The sequence below is a fragment of the Enterobacter sp. FUJ80071 genome (assembly GCF_038739915.1).
GTDB classification, from domain to species: Bacteria; Pseudomonadota; Gammaproteobacteria; order Enterobacterales; family Enterobacteriaceae; genus Enterobacter; species Enterobacter kobei.
Window position 1 is genome coordinate 2855728 of the sequence record NZ_JBBXKH010000001.1, and the last position, 21474, is coordinate 2877201.

General features: G+C 55.0%; 21 protein-coding genes. 10 read left to right on the plus strand and 11 right to left on the minus strand.

The window, feature by feature from the left end:
* The first annotated feature begins 103 nt into the window (after positions 1–103).
* Entirely contained in the window at positions 104–376 is a 273-nt protein-coding gene (locus AAER43_RS13925; RefSeq protein WP_221925498.1) for an excisionase, read from the plus strand.
* Positions 345–1430 (plus strand): tyrosine-type recombinase/integrase, encoded by a 1086-nt coding sequence (locus AAER43_RS13930; RefSeq protein ID WP_221925499.1) that lies wholly within the window; start codon positions 345–347, stop codon positions 1428–1430. The genes AAER43_RS13925 and AAER43_RS13930 overlap by 32 nt, the downstream gene beginning before the upstream one ends.
* A gap of 319 nt (positions 1431–1749) precedes the next feature.
* Here the strand turns inward: AAER43_RS13930 and AAER43_RS13935 are convergent, their stop codons facing one another.
* The 3 genes from AAER43_RS13935 to yobA are packed head-to-tail and all read right to left on the minus strand — an operon-like array spanning position 1750 to position 3347.
* Positions 1750–2088: a YebY family protein gene (locus tag AAER43_RS13935; RefSeq protein WP_014884299.1), complete on the minus strand. Its 339-nt coding sequence runs from the start codon at positions 2086–2088 to the stop codon at positions 1750–1752.
* Between the two features lie 16 nt (positions 2089–2104).
* A complete protein-coding gene (copD, locus tag AAER43_RS13940) occupies positions 2105–2974 on the minus strand; it encodes a copper homeostasis membrane protein CopD (protein ID WP_023330712.1) in 870 nt (289 codons plus the stop codon).
* Position 2975: 1 nt separating this feature from the next.
* The gene (gene yobA / locus AAER43_RS13945) at positions 2976–3347 is read right to left on the minus strand and encodes a CopC domain-containing protein YobA (protein ID WP_032636204.1); all 372 of its coding nucleotides are present in this window, start codon (positions 3345–3347) and stop codon (positions 2976–2978) included.
* 137 nt (positions 3348–3484) lie between these two features.
* Here yobA and AAER43_RS13950 point away from each other — a divergent pair, with 137 nt between their 5' ends.
* From AAER43_RS13950 to exoX, 3 genes are all read left to right on the plus strand, one after another.
* Positions 3485–3715 carry a DNA polymerase III subunit theta gene (locus AAER43_RS13950; protein ID WP_047344678.1) on the plus strand — a complete coding sequence of 77 codons (231 nt, stop codon included), beginning with the start codon at positions 3485–3487 and terminating at the stop codon, positions 3713–3715.
* Between the two features lie 110 nt (positions 3716–3825).
* Complete coding sequence (locus tag AAER43_RS13955; protein WP_050861725.1) at positions 3826–4476, plus strand: carbon-nitrogen hydrolase family protein; 651 nt, start codon at positions 3826–3828, stop codon at positions 4474–4476.
* A gap of 24 nt (positions 4477–4500) precedes the next feature.
* On the plus strand, positions 4501–5163 hold the full coding sequence (exoX, locus tag AAER43_RS13960; RefSeq protein WP_050861724.1) for an exodeoxyribonuclease X: 663 nt from the start codon (positions 4501–4503) through the stop codon (positions 5161–5163).
* Here the strand turns inward: exoX and ptrB are convergent.
* Positions 5160–7220: an oligopeptidase B gene (ptrB, locus tag AAER43_RS13965; RefSeq protein WP_050861723.1), complete on the minus strand. Its 2061-nt coding sequence runs from the start codon at positions 7218–7220 to the stop codon at positions 5160–5162. The two genes, exoX and ptrB, sit on opposite strands and share 4 nt — an antisense overlap.
* 85 nt (positions 7221–7305) lie before the next feature.
* Positions 7306–7956 carry a tellurite resistance TerB family protein gene (locus AAER43_RS13970; protein ID WP_050861722.1) on the minus strand — a complete coding sequence of 217 codons (651 nt, stop codon included), beginning with the start codon at positions 7954–7956 and terminating at the stop codon, positions 7306–7308.
* A gap of 169 nt (positions 7957–8125) precedes the next feature.
* On the opposite strand from AAER43_RS13970, the gene purT reads away from it, so the two are divergent.
* Positions 8126–9304 (plus strand): formate-dependent phosphoribosylglycinamide formyltransferase, encoded by a 1179-nt coding sequence (purT, locus tag AAER43_RS13975; RefSeq protein ID WP_045134191.1) that lies wholly within the window; start codon positions 8126–8128, stop codon positions 9302–9304.
* A gap of 43 nt (positions 9305–9347) precedes the next feature.
* Here purT and kdgA read toward each other — a convergent pair whose 3' ends face one another.
* From kdgA to zwf, 3 genes are all read right to left on the minus strand, one after another.
* Positions 9348–9989: a bifunctional 4-hydroxy-2-oxoglutarate aldolase/2-dehydro-3-deoxy-phosphogluconate aldolase gene (gene kdgA / locus AAER43_RS13980; RefSeq protein WP_014884307.1), complete on the minus strand. Its 642-nt coding sequence runs from the start codon at positions 9987–9989 to the stop codon at positions 9348–9350.
* A gap of 39 nt (positions 9990–10028) precedes the next feature.
* A complete protein-coding gene (gene edd / locus AAER43_RS13985; protein ID WP_032636199.1) occupies positions 10029–11840 on the minus strand; it encodes a phosphogluconate dehydratase in 1812 nt (603 codons plus the stop codon).
* A gap of 234 nt (positions 11841–12074) precedes the next feature.
* Complete coding sequence (zwf, locus tag AAER43_RS13990) at positions 12075–13550, minus strand: glucose-6-phosphate dehydrogenase (protein ID WP_014884309.1); 1476 nt, start codon at positions 13548–13550, stop codon at positions 12075–12077.
* Between the two features lie 358 nt (positions 13551–13908).
* On the opposite strand from zwf, the gene AAER43_RS13995 reads away from it, so the two are divergent.
* Together AAER43_RS13995 and pyk are read left to right on the plus strand one after the other, a co-directional pair.
* Entirely contained in the window at positions 13909–14784 is an 876-nt protein-coding gene (locus AAER43_RS13995; protein WP_032629265.1) for a MurR/RpiR family transcriptional regulator, read from the plus strand.
* Positions 14785–14918: 134 nt separating this feature from the next.
* Complete coding sequence (gene pyk / locus AAER43_RS14000; RefSeq protein WP_008500455.1) at positions 14919–16361, plus strand: pyruvate kinase; 1443 nt, start codon at positions 14919–14921, stop codon at positions 16359–16361.
* 45 nt (positions 16362–16406) lie between these two features.
* Here pyk and lpxM read toward each other — a convergent pair whose 3' ends face one another.
* From lpxM to znuA, 3 genes are all read right to left on the minus strand, one after another.
* Positions 16407–17378 (minus strand): lauroyl-Kdo(2)-lipid IV(A) myristoyltransferase, encoded by a 972-nt coding sequence (gene lpxM, locus AAER43_RS14005; RefSeq protein WP_050861721.1) that lies wholly within the window; start codon positions 17376–17378, stop codon positions 16407–16409.
* A 119-nt stretch (positions 17379–17497) separates the two neighbouring features.
* Complete coding sequence (gene mepM / locus AAER43_RS14010) at positions 17498–18817, minus strand: murein DD-endopeptidase MepM (protein WP_014884312.1); 1320 nt, start codon at positions 18815–18817, stop codon at positions 17498–17500.
* Between the two features lie 15 nt (positions 18818–18832).
* Complete coding sequence (gene znuA / locus AAER43_RS14015) at positions 18833–19777, minus strand: zinc ABC transporter substrate-binding protein ZnuA (protein WP_057057614.1); 945 nt, start codon at positions 19775–19777, stop codon at positions 18833–18835.
* Between the two features lie 77 nt (positions 19778–19854).
* Here znuA and znuC point away from each other — a divergent pair, with 77 nt between their 5' ends.
* Both znuC and znuB read left to right on the plus strand, forming a co-directional pair.
* Positions 19855–20610 (plus strand): zinc ABC transporter ATP-binding protein ZnuC, encoded by a 756-nt coding sequence (gene znuC / locus AAER43_RS14020; protein WP_014884314.1) that lies wholly within the window; start codon positions 19855–19857, stop codon positions 20608–20610.
* Positions 20607–21395, plus strand: a complete 789-nt coding sequence (gene znuB / locus AAER43_RS14025) for a zinc ABC transporter permease subunit ZnuB (RefSeq protein WP_050861720.1) — start codon at positions 20607–20609, stop codon at positions 21393–21395. Before znuC ends, znuB begins: the two co-directional genes overlap by 4 nt.
* Positions 21396–21474: the final 79 nt, after the last annotated feature.

Here is a 21474-nt window from a genome sequence, read left to right on the forward strand (position 1 = left end):
TCCCTTTTGCCCAGCCCCGCGCCGGGCTTCTTTTTACCTGATTTCGATTAATCAACACGTCAACGCGGCCTCGCTTATAATGCCTGGCAGCTAAGGAGTTCTCATGGCTAAGCTTCTCAACTTGCAGGAATGGGCTGCTGAGGTCTACACGACTCCACCCTCCCTTTCTACTCTGCGTCGATGGACGCGGGAGGGGCGAATTTATCCCGCGCCGGAGCTGCACGGAAAGGAATATAAGGTTCAGCCTGACGCTATCTACGTGGATCCGCGCAAGAATAATCTGCGCGCTAAACCGAAACACACCAAACTGCCGTCCGGCGGCACTTTACTGGAGAGACTGACTCATGGCGAAAAGGCCAGTACGTTACGACGCTAACCTGCCCCGTAACCTGACCTACCGTAAAAGAGACAGACTTTACAGCTGGCGCAATCCGGTGACCGGGCAGGAGATATCTCTTGGCCGAATTGATCGCAAGGACGCCGTTGCCCAGGCCATTGAGGCCAACAACTACATCGACCAGAATTACCTTCCCTCTTCTCTCCTGGATCGCATAAAAGATGTGCCCACTTTCACAGTGGCCGCATGGCTGGAGCGTTACGAGGTGATTCTCGAGCGGCGCGAGCTGAAACCAAATACGATGAAGGTCAGACGAAACCAGATCGCCACCATTAAGGAAGAGTTCGGCAAAATACCCCTCGCTTCTGTCACGACAAAGGACATCGCCTCATTTCTTGAAGCGTACATTCTCTGCGATAAAAAAAGCATGGCTTCCGGGCTGCGGTCTGTTCTGATGGACATCTTCAGGGAGGCGATTGTGGAAGGACATGTCGACAGGAACCCGGCAGAACCGACGCGAACGCCGACACCGAAAGTCAAGCGAGAACGCTTGCTGCTCGAACAATTCACGGTCATCCGTCAGGCAGCGTTAACTCATTCTGAATGGGCACCTAACGCATGCGATCTGGCACTGGTCACCGGCCAGCGGCGGGAGGATATCTCACTGTTCAGGTTCAGTGACGTTAAAGACGGGAGGCTTTTCGTTACTCAGGAGAAAACAGGTCACAAACTGGCACTTCCCCTTGATTTGAGGCTGGACGTCGCCGGGCTTGTGTTGCAGGATGTCATTGATCGATGCCGGGTGAACAACCCTTCCGACTTCATGCTTTACTCTCCGGTCCGCCGCGGGGGAAGAAAGCCGGGGCCGCTAACGCCTGACGGGCTCACCCAGGCCTTTGCAGAGATAAGGGATTCGACCGGGTTAAAATTCGGACCTAACCCACCTCCTTTCCATGAGATCAGAAGTCTGGCGAGCAGGCTCTATGAAAAGGAGCGCGGGGAGGAATTTGCTCAGCGCTTACTCGGCCACAAAAATTTAACAATGACCAAAAAATACCTGGACGCACGCGGTGCAGAGTATGTTATGGTTTAGACAGGATATGGAATATTCGAGTAATTTTCGGGGAATTTCGTGTTAATACAGAAAAAACCTTTGAAAAACAAATAGATAAAAAGAGACCGAATACGATTCCTGTATTCGGTCCAGGGAAATGGCTCTTGGGAGAGAGCCGTGCGCTAAAAGTTGGCATTAATGCAGGCTAAGTCGCCTTGCCTTTTAAGAATAGATGACGACGCCAGGTTTTCCAGTCCACAGTTAAAGCGGCCAGAAAAAAAGCGTTAAATCATCATCAAAAACAAAAAACCGCAGTGCTTTCGCGAGCATCTGCGGTTTTTTATTGGAAACCTGAACGCTAGCAGAGCTTGTCAGCGCGTTCGATAAACGGTGTCAGGCTCATCTTCTGCCCTGGGTGAGCCGGGTCATCAATCTGGATCACGCTGATGGGCTGGCCGCTGCTCTTGCCGCTGGCCACCTGCTGCTCTGCAACCTCATTCAACGGGTATTGCACCAGCGTACTCGGGTTGATCGCGTATAACGCATGTCCCGGACGACAGGTCAGCATCACCTCTTCGCGATTAAACGCCCACTTGTCTTTACCCACTTCAAAACGGCTGACGGTGATCACCTGCGGCGCGGCCAGAGCGCTCCCCGTGCAGGCCAGCAATAAGAGCGAAAGTACTGTTTTTTTCATATATTAGTTAACCTTGTCAGAAGGGTTCCCAGGTGGCGAACAGGCTGACCGCTGCCAGAACCAGCGCTCCCAGAACCACTTCTGCCTGTGTCATCCTGATAAAAAGCTGTTGTGCCCACCCGGAATCCGGACGAAACCGTGGCACCAGAAAATACCGATTTGCCAGCGCAATTGCCACCATCAACGCCACCAGCGCACATTTGAACAATAAAAGCTGCACGTAGCCAGCCTGCCAGGGAATATGGACGCCCAGAATCAAGAGCGAATTGATCGTCCCTGTGAGCAGCACGCCCGCGACGGCATAGTGGCCTACGCGTGAGAAACGCATCATGGTGTAGATGGCCGCGTTCTGCCAGCGCCCTTTTGCCAGATGCATGCAGAACAGCAGCGGCAGTAATCCGCCGAGCCAGGTTGCGGCACATAACAGATGAACGGCATGATTGAGACGCTGCACAGCCCCCAACGGACCTTCGTTCATCGTCGCGTGGCCTACCCCTGCCAGCAGGACAAACTGCCCCATTGCGAGCAGTAGTAGCCGGGAGCCTTTCAGCGGCGCAAGCCACGCGGCAGCAACCGTAATGGAAGCCAGGATAATTTGCCACAGCCAGACGCTGCCAAACTGCGTCCCCAGTACGCCGTGCCAGACTTGCGGGTTAAACACATCTCCCCAGCCGTCGCCCATTAATCCGCCCTGAAGCATGAACATCAGAAGCGCAGCGGCCAGGCTGATTAAAGATGCCACCCGCTGCTGCAGCGCGAAACGCAGAGCCATCAGACGGTGGAGAGAGGAAGGCGCCAACCAAACGCTGTATAGCGCATTACCAAAAACGAGCATCAGCGCCGCGAAATGGATAAAGCGCAACCCAACATAGACCAGTGCCAGCATGCTATTTCACGCTAAAGTGATAGCTGCCTTTGGTTTTGTGGCCGTCGACGGAAACCACATGCCAGTCCACCCGGTAGGTTCCGGTCGCCAGCGTTTGCGCCAGCGGAACGATCAGTTGAGCCTTGTTCTTTTCGTCTCGCGTTACGGCTCCCGTTTTGACGACCTGCTTGTGCGCATCCGTCACCACCACACCGCTAAATCCCGGTTCGATACCTTCCGAAAAATTCAGCGTCAGTGACTGCGGAGCGCTCACCACGCTGTCTGCTGCCGGGCTCTGCTGTTTAAGATGCGCATGCGCCAGCACAGTAGGTGAGATAACGACTGATGCCAGAAAAACCAGCGCGCATACCGTGCGGGAAGTGGATAACCCCATCGCGATCATTCCTTTTTGTTATGTCTGTATGCTAAAGAATAACGCTGTATAATAGACGAGTCGAGGATCATCCCACCTCCGCTTGTCATCGTCGCGCAATCGCGGTAACGTTGCCGCCGCATAAACAGGAGAAGGAAATGAAAATCAATCTGGCCGCCCTTCCTCAGGACGAGATGGATAAAGTGAATGTCGATCTCGCAGCCGCTGGCGTTGCGTTCAAAGAGCGTTACAACATGCCCATCGTGGCTGAAGTTGTGGAACGGGAACAACCCGCCCATTTGCGCGTCTGGTTCCGGGAAAGATTAATTGCTCACCGTCTCGCTTCGGTCAACCTCTCTCGTCTGCCGTACGAGCCTAAAGTTAAATAAGCTTAACGAGTCGTTACACTTCCTTACGCGAAATCTGGCAGGATAAGAAAACCCTGATCAAATTAGGTGTATTCTTAAATCCCTGCGACTCAGTGTATAAGGAAGTCACGATGTCACAATGGAATATAGCGGCAGCCCAGTATGGCGGGCAGTATCACAGTGTTGATGAGCACGTTACCCATCACCTACGCTTCATTGCCGAAGCGGCACAGCAGCAGTGCGATCTGCTGGTCTTCCCGGAACTCTCCTTAACCGGCTCAGGCACAACGACGTTACCTCCCCCACCGTGCGACGCGCAGCTGGAACCCTTGCTTGATGCGGCACATTTGTACCAGATTAGCGTTATTGCCGGGCTTCCCCTTGAGCGGAATGGCCAGCGTCAGAAAGGTCTCGTGCTCTTTACGCCCTCTCGGCCGAGCATCGTGCGCTATCCGCAAGGCGGCGGTGCGAGCCTGGTTCCGGGGGATAAACAGCTCACCATCATTGATGCGCAGGGCGATTCCCCCAATCTCGATCCGCAGGCAACGCTGTTCACCAGCAGCCAGTCGGTAAGGGACAACCGCTGGCGGCAGTCCATCAGCACCCTGCAACGCTTTGCACACAAATATGCCATTGCGGTATTAATGGCGAACGCCAGCACCGGCAGCGCATTATGGGATGAAAAAGGCCAGTTGATCGTGCGGGCGGATAAAGGCGAGCTGCTGTTGACCGGCACGCTTAACCGACAGGGTTGGCAAGGCGATATCATTCCTTTAGGCTAAGCGTTTTAAGCTCAGGAGATTTTCATGCTGCGCGTCATTGATACCGAAACTTGCGATCTTCAGGGCGGAATTGTGGAGGTGGCCTCGGTCGACGTCGTTGACGGAAAAATAGTCAACCCGATGAGCCATCTGGTGCGGCCCGATCGCCCTATTAGCCCGCAGGCCATGGCTATCCATCGCATCACTGAATCAATGGTGGCGGATAAACCCTGGATAGAAGACGTTATCCCGCACTACTATGGCAGCCCGTGGTATGTCGCCCACAATGCCAGCTTCGACCGTCGGGTTCTCCCCGACATGCCCGGGGAGTGGATTTGCACCATGAAGCTGGCGCGTCGCCTGTGGCCGGGGATCAAATACAGCAATATGGCGCTGTATAAATCCCGCAAGCTCAGCGTCAGAACGCCTGAAGGGCTGCACCATCACCGCGCCCTGTATGACTGCTATATCACCGCTGCGCTGCTGATCGATATTATGAATACTTCCGGCTGGACACCGGATGATATGGCGACGATTACCGGCCGTCCTGCGCTGCTGACGACGTTCACCTTCGGAAAATACCGCGGGAGAGCAGTATCGGATATTGCGGATAAAGATCCGGGCTATCTGCGCTGGCTGTATAACAACCTCGACAAGATGAGCCCGGAGCTACGCTTAACCCTGAAGCATTATCTGGGTGAAGCTTAACGTTCAGCCTGGCCTGGAAGCGTATCCTGCGCCAGGCCGATCAAAAAGGCGTATTCCAGCGCCACCCCTTCATAAGATTTAAACCGCCCCGACTTCCCTCCGTGCCCGGAGTCCATATCGGTACAGAGCAACAGCAGGTTGTCGTCGGTTTTCAGTTCCCGCAGCTTCGCCACCCATTTCGCCGGTTCCCAGTACTGCACCTGTGAATCGTGCAAACCGGTGGTCACCAGCATGTGCGGGTAGGCTTTCGCTTCCACGTTATCGTACGGGCTGTACGCTTTCATATAGCGATAATAGGTTTCATCCTGTGGATTCCCCCACTCTTCAAACTCCCCGGTCGTGAGCGGGATAGATTCGTCGAGCATGGTGGTGACCACATCGACAAACGGTACCTGCGCAACGATGCCCTTAAAACGCTCGGGACGCTGATTGATCACAGCGCCCATCAGCATGCCGCCCGCGCTGCCGCCCATGCCAAAGCAGAGCTGCGGATCGCCATAGCCTTGTTCAATTAAGGCGTCGCAAACGTCGAGATAATCATTGAACGTGTTTTGCTTTTTCAGGAATTTCCCGTCTTCATACCAGTGCTGGCCCAGCTCACCGCCGCCGCGAATATGAGCGATGGCAAAAACAAAGCCGCGATCGAGCAGACTTAATCTGCTGCTGCTGAAGTCGGCATCCATGCTGGAACCATAGGAGCCGTAGCCGTAAACCAGGATAGGGTTTTTACCTTTCTGAAAATGCGCCTTGTGATACACGAGCGAAACCGGCACCTCGACACCATCGCGCGCGGTAACCCACAGGTGTTCGCTACGATAATTGTCGGATTCAAATCCATTCACTTCTGTTTGCTTCAATACCTGGCGCTGGCCGGTATCCATATCCAGTTCGAACAGCGTATCCGGCGTGGTCATCGACGAGTAGCCATAGCGCAGCCGGGACGATTCAGGCTCAGGATTAAAACCAATCCAGGTGACGTAGGCCGGGTCGTCAAACGCGATCCCTATCACCTCGCGCGTTTTGCGGTTGATTTGCCGGATACTGGTCAACCCCCGCTGACGCTCTTCCACCACCAGCCAGTCGGTAAACAGCGTGAACCCTTCGAGCATCACCTGTTCCCGCGCGGGAATAAGCACCTCCCACTTACGCTCGTCGCGCACCTTGGTCTTATACAGGCCAAAGTTTTTTCCCTCGCGGTTTGAGCGCAGATAAAAGCTGTGCTGGAAGTGATCCAGACTGTACTCATGGTCTTTTCGGCGCGGCAGAAAGCAGAGCGGCTGGGCATCAGGCAGCTCGGCATCCAGCAGCAGCACTTCTGAGGTGGTAGCGCTGGCAAGGAAAATAATCACATAGTGGCGTGAGGACGTTTTATGCAGGCTGACATAAAACGTTTCGTCTTTCTCTTCATAGACCAGTTCGTCATCGGCAGAGTCCGTGCCTACACTGTGGCGCCACACCTGATAAGGCAGCAGCGTGGCGGCGTGCTTTTTAACGTAGTAGACCGTCTCGGAATCGTTCGCCCAGACAAAATCCGGGGAGACGTTTTCCAGCATTTCCGGATACCAGTTACCGGTTTCCAGATTGCGGAATCGCAGGCCATACTGACGACGGGAGAGATAATCCTCCGCCAGCGCCATAATGGTGTTATCCGGGGAGATGGACATACCGCCCAGCGTATAAAACTCGCTGTGGGCGGCACGCTGGTTGGCATCCAGCAGAATATCCCATTCATCCCACTCGGCGCTTAATACCGACTGTCGCTGATAGATGGGATATTCACTGCCGGGCTCGTAGATATGCCGATAACGATAGCCGTTTTTGGTCCAGGGCGCGGAGATATCGCGCTGAGGAATGCGCTGCACCATTTCGTTCAGCAGCTGGTCCTGAAGCGCCTGCTGGCTGGACATGACCTTGCGACCGTAATCGTTTTCTTCATGCAGGTAGTCGAGTACCTCTGGGCGGGAACGTGAATCGTCCCGTAGCCAGTAATAGTTATCTATACGCGTATCGCCATGGGTGGTGATCGCATACGGAGTACGTCGGGCTTTCGGTGGCATGACATCATTCTTTTAAGTTTTACACCCTATAAGGTTGGCAAAACCCGCGCATGATGCAAGCGAAACATGGCTACATCAGCGATAGCTAGCCCTGTAGCGTCTGTTTTTGCTCCCGGATATCCTGCTCAATCCCCTCGCGAACATCCTGAGGGATTTTCAACGCATCGCCCAGGGCGTTGAGATAGCTGCGTTCCATAAAGTGGTCAATATCAATGGCGGCACAGCTCAGGAAATAGAGTTCCAGCGCCTCTTCCTCATTCTGCACGCTTTGCGCCAGACGCTGCGGATCGAGCGGCTGCTCAATGGCCTGCGCCACCAGCGTTCTGCCCTGCTCTTCCACGCCGGCTTCTCGCATCTGCTGCTCGATAGCCGCTCGTTCTTTATCATCAATATGCCCGTCGCTTTTTGCGGCAAACACCAGCGCAAGAATGAGCCGCTCCGTACGCAGATCCAGCGGCGAAGTCTCCACCCCAAAGTGGGGTTCATCCTGGTGCGCCGCGCGTACCCTGTCCTTGTACTTGTTCCACAGCACGGTACCGGCGATAGCGCCGCCACCGGCCAGCAACGCGCCGGTACCGTACTTTGCCAGCAGCTTACGTGAGGATTTATTGGCGACCAGCAGCCCTGCCAGCCCTCCGAGCGCCCCCGGTACCAGCAGTTTGCTGAGCCCCTGGTCGCCGGAACCTGATGTTTTCTGCCCTAACATGGATTGCAGTTGATTTAACCAGCCTGACATGGTTTCCCTCACTTAACGGTTAACATTTCCACAGCGTAAGCGAGCAGGCGTCAGGAAATGTCCGTCGAGGCTAAAGAAGCGCAAATTTCTCGTCGGCCCTTTTGCCCTGCGCAAGACAGACGCAAACGTTTTCGTTTATACTGCGCGCATCTTTTTCAGGGGGAATGTTATGACTCGTTTAGGAACCGCGCTGCGACCTGCGGCGACGCGTGTGATGCTGTTAGGATCGGGCGAGCTGGGGAAAGAAGTCGCCATTGAGTGCCAGCGTTTAGGGGTAGAAGTGATTGCCGTAGACCGCTACGCCGACGCGCCCGCCATGCATGTTGCCCATCGTTCTTATGTGATTAACATGCTGGACGGAGAAGCTCTGCGGACACTCATCACGCAGGAGAAACCGGATTTTGTGGTGCCGGAGATTGAAGCTATCGCGACCGATATGCTGATCGCGCTTGAGCAGGAAGGTCAGCGCGTGGTGCCTTGCGCCAACGCAGCGAAACTGACCATGAACCGCGAAGGCATTCGCCGCCTGGCGGCAGAGGAGCTGGGGCTGCCCACTTCAAGCTACCGTTTTGCGGGCGATAAAACCGCATTCCTGCAGGCCGTCGATGAGATGGGTTACCCGTGCATCATTAAGCCGGTGATGAGCTCCTCCGGAAAAGGGCAGAGTTTTATCCGCGACAGCAGCACGCTGGACAAAGCCTGGGATTATGCGCAACAGGGTGGCCGTGCCGGAGCTGGCCGCGTGATCGTCGAGGGGGTGGTGAAGTTTGATTTCGAAATCACCCTGCTTACCGTCAGCGCCGTGGATGGCGTCCATTTCTGCGATCCGATTGGTCACCGCCAGGAGGATGGCGATTACCGCGAATCCTGGCAGCCACAGCAGATGAGCGCCCTGGCGTTGGAACGTGCCCAGGATATCGCCCGTAAAACCGTTCTGGCGTTAGGTGGTTACGGTCTGTTCGGCGTGGAGCTGTTTGTCTGCGGCGACGAGGTGATTTTCAGCGAAGTCTCCCCTCGCCCGCATGACACCGGTATGGTGACGTTGATATCGCAGGATCTCTCCGAGTTCGCCCTGCATGTTCGCGCCTTCCTTGGCCTGCCGGTTGGCGGTATTCGTCAGTACGGCCCGGCGGCCTCGGCGGTGATCCTGCCGCAGCTGACCAGTCAGAACGTGACGTTTGATAACGTCGAGGGCGCAACGGGCGCCGGGTTACAGGTACGTTTGTTCGGTAAGCCGGAGATCGACGGCACCCGTCGTCTGGGCGTGGCGTTAGCAACCGGGAATAACGTCGACGAGGCCATCGCACGCGCAAAAGCGGCGGCAGCGAACGTTAAGGTAGCAGGATAAAAAAAAACGGGCCGAAAGGCCCGTTTTTCATACGATAAAAAACTTATTGCTTCGCGCCTTCAACCGCTTCGCGAGCCAGTTTCGTGATGCGATCCCAGTCGCCCGCTTCCAGCGCATCCGCTGGCACCAGCCATGAACCCCCAATGCACAGTACGCTTTTCAGCGCCAGGTAGTCACGGTAGTTCGCCGGAGAGATACCGCCCGTCGGGCAGAAACGCACCTGAGAGAATGGACCTGCAATCGCCTGCAGCGCTTTGGTGCCGCCGTTGGCTTCTGCCGGGAAGAATTTGAACTCTTTCAGGCCGTAGTCCATACCCAGCATCAGTTCAGACACGGTGCTGATACCCGGGATCAAAGGAATAGTGCCTTCGGTCGCTGCTTTCAGCAGCGGCTCGGTCAGGCCAGGGCTGATAGCGAACTGAGCTCCGGCCTCCGTGACTTCTGCCAGCTGTTGCGCGTTGAGAACAGTGCCCGCACCGATGATGGCGTCCGGCACTTCTTTGGCGATAGCGCGAATCGCATCCATCGCGCAGGCGGTACGCAGGGTCACTTCCAGAACACGAACGCCACCCGCAACCAGCGCTTTCGCCATTGGCACAGCGTGCTCCAGCTTGTTTACCACGATAACCGGCACGACAGGGCCAGTGGTCAGGATTGCTTCTGCACTTGTTTTCCAGTTTTTCATCAGAGTTCTCTCTCGCCAGATCGTTAAAATCAAGTCGTCTTAAAACGTAATACAGGTCGCGCCCTGCTCCGCACCGGAGAGTTTCTCACGCAGCGCGCTGAACATTTCGCGTCCGGTCCCCACGCGCGATGCGCTCAGGTCAGGAATATGTGGCTGACGTGCCGCCAGCTCTGCTTCATCCACTAGCAGGGTTAACTCACCTGTCTGACCGTTCACGCGGATCATGTCACCGTCGCGCACTTTCGCCAGCAAACCGCCGTCATAAGCTTCCGGCGTGACGTGGATGGCTGAAGGCACTTTGCCGGATGCACCGGAGAGGCGTCCATCGGTCACTAACGCAATTTTGAAACGGCGGTCCAATAATACACCAAGTGGTGGCATAAGTTTATGTAATTCTGGCATGCCGTTCGCTTTTGGCCCCTGATGACGCACCACCACCACACAGTCTTTATCAAGCAGACCCGCGTCAAAAGCGGGTAATACGTCGTGCTGGCTTTCAAACACCACAGCCGGCGCTTCAATAACCTGGTTCTCTTCCGGTACAGCAGACGTTTTCATCACCGCACGACCGAGGTTGCCGCTCAGCACTTTGGTGCCACCATGAGGAGAAAACGGTTTGTCGATGGTGGCAATCACCTGCGCATCGAGAGATGCGGTCGCCCCGTCGCGCCAGTCCAGCTCGCCATTGTTCAGCCACGGCTCCTGGGTATAGCGCTGCAGGCCAAAGCCTGCCACGGTGTTGACGTCTTCATGCAGCAAACCGCCTTTCAGCAGCTCGCGCATCAGCAGCGGTACGCCACCCGCAGCCTGGAAGTGGTTGATGTCCGCCGGACCGTTCGGGTAAAGACGTGCCATCAGCGGCACCACGGAAGAGATCTCAGAGAAATCATCCCAGTTGATCAGAATGCCCGCCGCGCGCGCCATGGCTACCAGGTGCATGGTGTGGTTGGTCGAACCGCCGGTGGCCAGCAGAGCCACGATACCGTTGACGATCACTTTTTCGTCGACCATTTTGCCCATAGGCATCCATTCATTGCCGTTTCCGGTCAGACGCGTCACCTGACGGGCTGCGGCCTCAGTCAAGGCCTGACGCAGTGGTGCATCCGGCTGGATAAAGGACGAGCCCGGCAGCTGCATGCCCATAAATTCCACCACCATCTGGTTGGTGTTGGCCGTGCCGTAGAATGTACAGGTACCCGGCGCATGGTAGGACGCGGCTTCCGCCTCCAGCAGCGCCTGACGGTCTGCTTTTCCTTCCGCATACAGCTGGCGAATACGCACTTTTTCTTTATTCGGCAGGCCACTTGCCATCGGGCCAGACGGCACAAAAATCGCGGGCAGATGGCCAAACGACAGCGCTGCCATCACCAGTCCCGGAACGATCTTGTCGCACACGCCCAGGTACAGTGCGCCATCAAACATGTTGTGTGACAGGCCTACTGCAGCAGACATCGCAATCACTTCGCGGCTGAGCAGCGACAGCTCCATACCATCCTGCCCCTGGGTCACACCGTCGCACATTGCCGGCACGCCACCCGCGACCTGACCTACCGCATTCACGCTGTGCAGCGCGTTACGAATGATATTGGGATAGACCTCATACGGCTGGTGGGCGGAGAGCATGTCGTTATAGGAGGTAATAATGGCGATATTGTTACGCAACATGCTTTTCAGGGAGGCTTTATCATCGGGCTGGCAGGCCGCGAAGCCGTGCGCCAGGTTACCACAGGCCAGCTGAGAGCGATGGACGGTATTGCTCTTTGCCTGTTCAATCCGGGCGAGGTAGGCCGAACGGGTCTCCTTCGAGCGCTCAATAATGCGTTGTGTTACGCGTAACAATGTCGGATTCATAAAAGCTCCTCTAATTTATCTGTCCGGGCTCAGGAGTTTACAACGTCGCTGGCAGTTGTTAACACCGCTGAAACGCTTGCTGTCCGGAGCTCTGGGGCAAAATCACTTCCGGCAGTGTAATAAAAAAAGCGCCGCGGGGAAATCCACGCGGCGCTTAAAAGAATAAAAATTGTGCCACTAACTGTGTTAGATAATGTTACCGGTAAAATAACACTTTCGGGCTAGTGGATTATCCTACTCAAACTCGTTCCAGGAGCGGCCATCACGGGTGATCATGGCCACCGATGCAACCGGCCCCCAGGTGCCCGCCTGATACGGTTTTGGCGCATCCTGATCGGCTGCCCAGGCTTCGGTAATGGAATCGACCCATTTCCACGCCTCTTCCACTTCATCGCGACGCACGAACAGCGCCTGGATACCACGCATGGTTTCCAGCAGCAGACGCTCATAAGCATCCGCGAGGTGCGTCTGGTTGAAGGTTTCGGAGTAGCTCAGATCCAGTTTGGTGGTCTGCAGGTTATGCTTGTGATCCAGGCCCGGCACTTTGTTGAGGATCTGGATATCAACCCCTTCGTCCGGCTGCAAACGAATGGTCAGTTTGTTCTGCGGCAGCTCCTGCCAGGACTCTTTAAACAGGTTCAGTTCCGGGTTTTTGAAGTAGACGACGACTTCGGAACATTTGGTTGGCAGACGTTTACCGGTACGCAGGTAGAACGGCACGCCCGCCCAGCGCCAGTCATCGATGTCCACGCGGATCGCTACAAAAGTCTCGGTGTTGCTGGATTTGTTCGCGCCCTCTTCTTCCAGGTAGCCCGGCACTTTTTTGCCTTGCGCAAACCCGGCGGTGTACTGGCCGCGAACGGTCTTCTCACGCACGTTGGAGCGGTCAATGCGGCGCAGCGACTTGAGCACTTTGACTTTGGCGTCGCGAATGCTGTCTGCCGTCAGGTCAGACGGCGGTGACATGGCGATCATGCACAGAATTTGCAGGAGGTGGTTCTGGATCATGTCGCGCATTTGGCCTGCCTGGTCAAAGTAACCCCAGCGGCCTTCGATACCTACCTCTTCCGCCACGGTGATTTCCACGTGGTCGATAGTGCGGTTGTCCCAGTTATTCACAAACAGGGAGTTAGCAAAACGCAGCGCCAGCAGGTTCAGTACCGTCTCTTTACCGAGATAGTGGTCGATACGGTAAACCTGGCACTCTTCGAAGAACTCGCCCACCTGGTCGTTGATTTCACGCGAGGTTGCCAGAGAGGTACCCAGCGGCTTCTCCATCACCACGCGCGCCGGTTTGGCGTTCAGTTTAGCTTCGCCGAGACCTTTGCAGATGGCGCCGAAAGTGCTTGGCGGCATGGCGAAATAGTTAATGGTGACACGGTTTTTCTGATCCAGCATGGCGCCCAGGCGGTTAAACGCGCTGACGTCATTGACGTCCAGGTTGCAGAAATCAAGACGACCGCTCAGGGTATCCCACAAACTTTCATCAATTTTTTCCTTCATGAAAGTTTCGAGCGCCTCGCGGACGACTTTGGTATAAGCGTCCTTATCCCAGTCGGCGCGCCCTACCCCCAGGATACGGGTATCCGGATGAATTTGGCCCGCTTTCTCCAGTTGATACAGGGAAGGCAGCAATTTTCGGCGTGCAAGATCGCCTTTCGCGCCGAAAATGACCAGGTCACATGCCTGGGCTGTTTGCGTTACCGCCATGTCATTCTCCTCAGTTGGATCACCTGGTACTTCTGCCAGGTATCGTTGTAATTTTATTACAATGCACTGTACTGCTTTTACGTCATTCCCGAAACCATTAGCACTTATCGTCTCGTGCGATACGGCAATTTTTCGCCTTGCAGCCGATTACGGGGGCATTATGACGCAACAAGCGTCGATAATTTGCGCAACAGGGTCATAGCAAAACCCGACATCGATCAAGTAATGAAAAAAAACAACAACATTATCTTGTCGACTGTTACCCTTTATGGAAGCCACAGGGGTAATATCGGCTAATCGAATGAAGATTTCATCCATTTATGAAATCGTTTCCACCCCCACGAGCGCCCTGTTAACAATGAATATGCTTGAAAAAATCCAGTATCAACTGGAACACCTTAGCAAATCCGAGCGAAAAGTGGCTGAAGTCATTCTTGCCTCTCCCGCTCAGGCGATTCATTCAAGCATCGCCGCGCTGGCTCAGGAAGCAGGCGTCAGCGAACCGACCGTTAACCGCTTCTGCCGTAGCCTGGAAACGCGCGGCTTTCCTGATTTTAAACTGCATCTGGCACAAAGTCTGGCAAACGGCACCCCTTATGTTAATCGTAATGTGGATGAAGACGACAGCGTAGATGCCTACACGGCGAAAATTTTTGAGTCAGCTATGGCCACGCTTGACCACGTTCGTCAGTCTCTGGATATGAGTTCGGTGAACCGTGCGGTGGATTTACTTACCCAGGCCAAGCGGATCGCGTTCTTCGGACTTGGGTCGTCGGCCGCCGTGGCGCACGATGCCATGAATAAATTCTTCCGCTTCAACGTGCCGGTGATTTATTCCGATGACATTGTGCTGCAACGCATGAGCTGTATGAATTGCAGTGAAGATGACGTCGTGGTACTCATTTCGCATACTGGCCGCACCAAAAGTCAGGTGGAACTGGCGCAGCTGGCCCGTGAAAACGATGCCATGGTGATCGCCCTCACCACCGCCGGTACGCCGCTGGCACGAGAGGCGACGCTCGCCATTACGCTGGACGTCCCGGAGGATACCGATATGTATATGCCTATGGTTTCCCGTCTGGCACAGCTCACGGTTATAGACGTGCTGGCGACCGGTTTTACCTTGCGCCGGGGCGCAAAATTCAGAGATAACTTGAAGCGAGTCAAGGAAGCGCTGAAGGAATCGCGTTTTGATAAAGAATTGCTCATAAAGAGCGATGTTTCCTTAAAGTAGATAACGAAGACGTAACCAATAATTACGATGTAATGATTTACGGCATTCGGTCCTCTCTTTGCTGCCTTGCGGCAGATGAAGGCCGATTCAATGTTCACGCAACACCAAAGTTGTTTCAGTCAACGGAGTATTACATGTCCAGAAGGCTTCGCAGAACCAAGATCGTTACCACCTTAGGCCCGGCCACCGACCGCGATAATAACCTTGAAAAGATTATCGCCGCGGGTGCCAACGTGGTGCGCATGAACTTCTCTCACGGTACGCCAGAAGACCATAAATTACGTGCCGACAAAGTGCGTGAGATCGCCGCTAAACTGGGCCGCCATGTGGCTATCCTCGGCGATCTGCAGGGTCCTAAAATTCGTGTCTCCACCTTCAAAGAAGGTAAAGTTTTCCTCAATATCGGCGATAAATTCCTGCTGGATGCCAACCTGGGCAAAGGCGAAGGCGATAAAGAAAAAGTCGGGATTGACTATAAAGGCCTGCCAGCTGACGTGGTGCCTGGCGATATCCTGCTGCTCGACGACGGACGCGTACAGCTGAAGGTGCTCGAAGTTCAGGGGATGAAAGTGTTCACCGAAGTCACCGTCGGTGGCCCGCTCTCCAACAATAAAGGTATCAACAAACTGGGCGGCGGCCTCTCTGCGGAAGCGCTGACCGATAAAGACAAAGCGGACATCGTTACTGCGGCTCTGATCGGCGTTGACTACCTGGCAGTCTCCTTCCCACGCTGTGGCGAAGATCTGAACTATGCACGCCGTCTGGCCCGTGATGCAGGCTGTGATGCCAAAATTGTTGCCAAGGTTGAACGCGCGGAAGCCGTTTGCGATCAGGACGCCATGGACGATGTGATCCTGGCTTCTGACGTGGTGATGGTGGCCCGCGGCGATTTGGGTGTGGAAATCGGCGATCCTGAGCTGGTTGGTATCCAGAAAGCGCTGATTCGTCGCGCACGTCAGCTGAACCGCGCGGTGATCACCGCGACCCAGATGATGGAATCCATGATCACCAACCCAATGCCAACCCGTGCGGAAGTGATGGACGTCGCTAACGCCGTGCTGGATGGTACCGATGCGGTGATGCTGTCTGCGGAAACCGCTGCGGGCCAATATCCTGCTGAAACCGTGGCCGCGATGGCGCGTGTCTGCCTGGGCGCAGAGAAGATCCCAAGCATCAACGTCTCAAAACACCGTCTGGACGTGCAGTTCGACAACGTGGAAGAAGCGATTGCGATGTCTGCCATGTACGCGGCAAACCATCTGAAAGGGGTTACCGCGATCATCACCATGACCGAATCAGGCCGTACCGCGCTGATGACTTCCCGTATCAGCTCCGGTCTGCCGATCTTCGCCATGTCCCGTCATGAACGTACGCTGAACCTGACGGCGCTGTACCGCGGTGTGACGCCGGTGCACTTCGACAGCACCAATGACGGCGTGGCAGCCGCGCACGATGCCGTCAATCTGCTGCGCGACAAAGGTTACCTGGTGTCCGGTGATATCGTTATCGTGACGCAGGGTGATGTGATGAGCACCATCGGCTCAACCAACACCACCCGCGTTATGACCGTCGAGTAACAACATCTGTGTTAAAAAGCCCTCTCCATCTGGAGAGGGCTTTTTTTATTTCCTCGGATAAAGCTCTTTGCGTTTATAAGGTTCCGTTTCACCCGGCTTTCGCGTTTTAAGCAGCTTCAATATCCACGTGTACTGTTCGGTATGCGGCCCCACCAGGATTTCAACCTCTTCGTTCATGCGACGCGCAATGGTGTGATCGTCTGCGGTCAGCAAGTCATCCATCGGCGGGCGGACTTCAATGCTCAGACGGTGCGTTTTACCATTATAAACCGGGAAGAGTGGGATCACGCGGGCGCGACACACCTTCATCAGGCGGCCAATCGCCGGAAGTGTGGCTTTGTAGGTCGCAAAGAAGTCGACAAACTCACTGTGCTCCGGTCCGTGGTCCTGATCCGGCAGATAGTAGCCCCAGTATCCCTGACGTACGGACTGAATAAACGGCTTGATACCATCGTTACGCGCATGCAAACGACCGCCAAAACGACGACGTACGGTATTCCAGACAAAGTCGTAGATTTTGTTGCCCTGGTTATGGAACATGGCCGCCATCTTCTGACCCTGAGAAGCCATCAGCATCGCCGGAATGTCGACACCCCAACCGTGAGGAACGAGGAAAATCACCTTCTCGTCATTGCGACGCATTTCGTCAATGATTTCCAGCCCTTTCCAGTCAACACGGTCAACGATTTTTTTCGGCCCTTTCAGCGCCAGCTCTGCCATCATTGCCATTGCCTGCGGCGCGGTGGTATACATCGCATCGATGATAGCCTCACGCTCGGCATCGCTTTTTTCGGGAAAACAGTAATAGAGGTTGATCTGCGCACGGCGACGCGCGCTTTTGCCTAAACGCCCGGCCAGACGGCCAATTTTCCCCAGCAGGGGATCGCGCAGCGCAGCAGGCAGCATAGCGATGCCTGCAAAGGTGTAGACCCCGAGCCAGGCGCCCCAGTTGCGCGGATGGCGAAAGGATTTTTCAAACTCAGGAATGTATTCAATATTGTTTTTTTTTGTTTCCATGCTGGTTCCAGGGTCTGGTGACGCAAAATTTTATTGATAGTGTAGCGAGGCAGTCGTCCACGCACAAAAGAAAAAGCCGGCGCATACTGACACCGGCTTTTTTCACAAAAACAGAAGGCTTAGTTTAAGCTCAGCTGCGGTATCACCTCTTTCACCTGCGCCAGGTAATCAGAACGATCTTTACCCGTCAGGCCTTCGGTGCGTGGCAGTTTCGCCGTCAGCGGGTTTACGGCCTGTTGGTTAATCCACACTTCATAGTGCAGGTGCGGGCCGGTCGAGCGTCCGGTGTTGCCGGAGAGCGCGATACGGTCGCCACGTTTCACTTTCTGTCCAGGTTTAACCAGCAGTTTACGCAGGTGCATATAGCGGGTGGTGTAGGTACGACCGTGACGCACCGCGACATAGTAGCCTGCGGCACCGCTACGTTTAGCCACGACCACTTCACCATCACCCACAGCCAGCACCGGCGTGCCCTGCGGCATGGCAAAGTCAACGCCACGGTGTGGTGCGACGCGCCCGGTAACCGGGTTCAGACGACGCGGGTTAAAGTTAGAGGAAACGCGGAACTGTTTAGCCGTCGGGAAGCGCATAAAGCCTTTCGCCAGTCCCGTACCGCTGCGGTCGTAGAACTTACCGTCTTCGGCACGGATGGCGTAGTAATCTTTGCCATCAGAGCGCAGACGTACGCCCACCAGTTGGCTCTGCTCACGCTTGCCGTCGAGCATTTCGCGAGACATCAGAACGGAAAACTCATCGCCCTTCTTCAGCTTGCGGAAATCCATCTGCCACTGCATGGCTTTGATCACCGCACTGATTTCAGAGCTGGTCAGACCGGCATCACGGGCACTGGAAACGAAGCTTCCGCCTACTGTGCCTTTCATCACGCTGTTCACCCAGTCGCCCTTCTGCATTTCACTGGTCATTTTGAAACCGTTTGCAGTGCGATCGTAGGTGCGGGTTTCACGGCGGGACATCTCCCAGGTTAACCGCTGGAGATCGCCATCCGCCGTTAAGGTCCAGGAGAGCTGTTGCCCTATTTTCAGGTTACGCAGGTCTTTATCTGCAGCAGCGAGCTGACTGATATTCCCCATGTCGATACCGTACTGGTTGAGCACGCTGCTCAGCGTGTCACCGGTAGAGACAACATACTCGTGGATCCCGGCCTCGTTCTCGATTTTATCGTCCAGTTCATCCTGGGGAATCGCTTCATCTTCCTGAGCAGCCTGGTCGATAGGCTCACTGGCTTCAGGCAGTAAAGAACGGATCTCGCTCTTTTCAAGCTCGATGGTTTTGATGATAGGGGCAGAACTCGGGTGGTAAACATAGGGCCGCCAGACGGCGACCGCTAAGGTGAGTACTGTAAGCGACCCCAGCATAACGCGGTGGGGTCGAGGCAGATTGTTAAATGCCAGGGCGACAGAGCGGGCTATCTGTTGCACGTATTCACTTCCTCGTTAATCTCCTTTCAGGCAGCTCGCATACTGGTCCGCCAGTTGGCTGAGGAACTGCGAATAGCTCGCTTTGCTCAACTGGATATTCGTTCCTAGCGGGTCAAGGGTCCCCATGCGCACGGATGTCCCCCTGGCCACGGCTTCTACGACCGCTGGCCTGAACTGTGGCTCAGCAAAAACGCATGTCGCTTTTTGCTCAACCAACTGTGTTCTGATTTCATGTAAACGCTGCGCACCAGGTTGAATTTCAGGGTTGACGGTAAAGTGCCCAATCGGGGTCAAACCATAGTGTTTTTCATAGTAGCCATAGGCGTCATGAAAAACGAAATACCCTTTTCCTTTCAACGGTGCGAGCTCATTACCTACCTGCTTATCGGTTGCGGCTAATTGTGCCTCAAAATCCTTCAGGTTGGCGTCTAGTTTGGCTCGACTTTGCGGCATAAGTTCCACTAATTTGTCGTGGATTGCAACCGCTGAAAGCCGCGCTATCTCTGGGGAAAGCCAGAGATGCATGTTGTACTCACCATGATGGTGATCTCCATCACCTTTTTCACCCTCTGCCGCGTGATGGTCATGTTCATCACCGTCGTCATCCGTACCTTTCATGAGCAACGGTTTCACGCCGGAAAGCCCGGCAATCGCCACCTGTTTATCGCCTGGAATCTGTTTGGCCGACTTCTGCATAAACGCTTCCATCTCTGGTCCAATCCAGACGACTAAGTCCGCGTTTTGTAAGCGTTTTACATCTGAAGGGCGAAGAGAATAGTCATGCTCAGAGGCCCCGTCAGGCAGCAAAACCTGGGTTTCCGTCACCCCATCGGCAATGGCCGACGCGATGAATCCAAGCGGTTTAAGCGAAGCGACAACTGCCGCGTTAACATCTTGTGCGGTTGTACCCCAAAGGGCAGCGGATAATGCTGCGAAAAGAAGCGTATTTTTATGTAACATAATGCGACTAATCATCGTAGTGAATGCGTGGAATGTGATATTATAACATTCGTTGACTTCTTCAAGCTTAAATTGACATGACGACACTGGTTTCTCTCGATAATATTTCGGTCTCTTTCGGCCAGCGCCGCGTCCTCTCTGACGTGTCGCTGGATCTGAAGCCCGGCAAAATTCTGACGCTGCTTGGTCCTAATGGCGCAGGTAAATCCACGCTGGTACGGGTTGTACTGGGTCTGGTGACGCCCGATGAAGGTGTTATCACCCGCGAGGAAAAATTGCGTATCGGCTATGTGCCTCAGAAATTACATCTGGACGCCACGCTGCCTTTAACGGTGAGTCGCTTTCTGCGTCTGCGCCCCGGCACGCGGAAAGCCGATATTCTCCCGGCGCTGAAACGCGTACAGGCGGGCCACCTGATTGACGCGCCGCTGCAAAAACTTTCCGGGGGTGAGACGCAGCGCGTTTTGCTGGCGCGCGCGCTGTTGAGCAGCCCGCAACTGCTGGTGCTTGATGAGCCTACCCAGGGGGTGGACGTTAATGGTCAGGTCGCGCTTTATGATTTGATCGATCAGCTTCGCCGTGAACTGAATTGCGCCGTGCTGATGGTCTCCCACGATCTCCATCTTGTCATGGCGAAAACGGACGAAGTGCTGTGCCTTAACCATCATATTTGCTGTTCCGGCACGCCTGAAGTGGTCTCGATGCACCCGGAGTTTATCTCCATGTTTGGCCCTCGTGGCGCTGAACAGCTGGGTATTTACCGTCATCATCATAATCACCGCCATGATTTACAGGGACGAATTGTCCTGCGCCGGGGAAATGGACACTCATGATTGAACTGTTACTGCCCGGCTGGCTGGCCGGGATTATGCTTGCCTGCGCCGCGGGTCCACTCGGCTCGTTTGTGGTCTGGCGCAGAATGTCCTATTTCGGTGATACCCTCGCGCACGCCTCTTTGCTGGGCGTGGCTTTTGGTTTACTGCTGGATGTAAATCCCTTCTACGCGGTGATTGTCGTCACCCTGCTGCTTGCAGCCGGGCTGGTCTGGCTGGAGAAACGTCCGCACCTCGCCATTGATACGCTGCTTGGCATTATGGCCCACAGCGCGCTCTCGCTGGGTCTGGTGGTGGTGAGTCTGATGTCGAATATCCGCGTCGACCTGATGGCCTATCTGTTTGGCGATCTGCTTGCCGTGACGCCGGAAGATTTAATTTCCATCGCCTTCGGTGTGGCGGTGGTACTCGGTATTCTGCTCTGGCAGTGGCGTAACCTGCTGGCGATGACCGTCAGCCCTGACCTGGCCTTCGTCGACGGCGTGAAGCTGCAGCGGGTTAAGCTACTGCTGATGCTGGTGACGGCATTAACCATCGGCGTAGCGATGAAGTTCGTCGGGGCGCTGATTATTACCTCGCTGCTGATCATCCCTGCCGCCACGGCGCGCCGTTTTGCCCGCACGCCGGAGCAGATGGCCGGTGTGGCCGTGATTATCGGGATGATTGCGGTAACGGGTGGGTTAACCTTCTCGGCGTTCTATGACACGCCTGCGGGGCCGTCAGTGGTCTTGTGTGCGGCGGTGTTGTTTATTTTTAGTATGATGAAAAAACAACCGAATGCCTGAATGAACGATTGGCGCTTCCACAGAGGGTGGCGCTTCGCTTCATGTGCTGTGATCAACGCATGGCGGGACTTAAACCTCT

What these genes read in the sequence shown, in the direction of transcription:
- pyk (WP_008500455.1), top strand. Translation starts at nt 14,919, where the DNA reads ATGTCCAGAAGGCTTCGCAGAACCAAGATCGTTACCACCTTAGGCCCG.
- znuB (WP_050861720.1), top strand. Translation starts at nt 20,607, where the DNA reads ATGATTGAACTGTTACTGCCCGGCTGGCTGGCCGGGATTATGCTTGCC.
- kdgA (WP_014884307.1), bottom strand. Translation starts at nt 9,989, where the DNA reads ATGAAAAACTGGAAAACAAGTGCAGAAGCAATCCTGACCACTGGCCCT.
- AAER43_RS13935 (WP_014884299.1), bottom strand. Translation starts at nt 2,088, where the DNA reads ATGAAAAAAACAGTACTTTCGCTCTTATTGCTGGCCTGCACGGGGAGC.
- AAER43_RS13925 (WP_221925498.1), top strand. Translation starts at nt 104, where the DNA reads ATGGCTAAGCTTCTCAACTTGCAGGAATGGGCTGCTGAGGTCTACACG.
- edd (WP_032636199.1), bottom strand. Translation starts at nt 11,840, where the DNA reads ATGAATCCGACATTGTTACGCGTAACACAACGCATTATTGAGCGCTCG.
- purT (WP_045134191.1), top strand. Translation starts at nt 8,126, where the DNA reads ATGACTCGTTTAGGAACCGCGCTGCGACCTGCGGCGACGCGTGTGATG.
- lpxM (WP_050861721.1), bottom strand. Translation starts at nt 17,378, where the DNA reads ATGGAAACAAAAAAAAACAATATTGAATACATTCCTGAGTTTGAAAAA.
- znuA (WP_057057614.1), bottom strand. Translation starts at nt 19,777, where the DNA reads ATGTTACATAAAAATACGCTTCTTTTCGCAGCATTATCCGCTGCCCTT.
- AAER43_RS13930 (WP_221925499.1), top strand. Translation starts at nt 345, where the DNA reads ATGGCGAAAAGGCCAGTACGTTACGACGCTAACCTGCCCCGTAACCTG.
- AAER43_RS13995 (WP_032629265.1), top strand. Translation starts at nt 13,909, where the DNA reads ATGAATATGCTTGAAAAAATCCAGTATCAACTGGAACACCTTAGCAAA.
- yobA (WP_032636204.1), bottom strand. Translation starts at nt 3,347, where the DNA reads ATGGGGTTATCCACTTCCCGCACGGTATGCGCGCTGGTTTTTCTGGCA.
- znuC (WP_014884314.1), top strand. Translation starts at nt 19,855, where the DNA reads ATGACGACACTGGTTTCTCTCGATAATATTTCGGTCTCTTTCGGCCAG.
- exoX (WP_050861724.1), top strand. Translation starts at nt 4,501, where the DNA reads ATGCTGCGCGTCATTGATACCGAAACTTGCGATCTTCAGGGCGGAATT.
- AAER43_RS13970 (WP_050861722.1), bottom strand. Translation starts at nt 7,956, where the DNA reads ATGTCAGGCTGGTTAAATCAACTGCAATCCATGTTAGGGCAGAAAACA.
- copD (WP_023330712.1), bottom strand. Translation starts at nt 2,974, where the DNA reads ATGCTGGCACTGGTCTATGTTGGGTTGCGCTTTATCCATTTCGCGGCG.
- ptrB (WP_050861723.1), bottom strand. Translation starts at nt 7,220, where the DNA reads ATGCCACCGAAAGCCCGACGTACTCCGTATGCGATCACCACCCATGGC.
- AAER43_RS13955 (WP_050861725.1), top strand. Translation starts at nt 3,826, where the DNA reads ATGTCACAATGGAATATAGCGGCAGCCCAGTATGGCGGGCAGTATCAC.
- AAER43_RS13950 (WP_047344678.1), top strand. Translation starts at nt 3,485, where the DNA reads ATGAAAATCAATCTGGCCGCCCTTCCTCAGGACGAGATGGATAAAGTG.
- zwf (WP_014884309.1), bottom strand. Translation starts at nt 13,550, where the DNA reads ATGGCGGTAACGCAAACAGCCCAGGCATGTGACCTGGTCATTTTCGGC.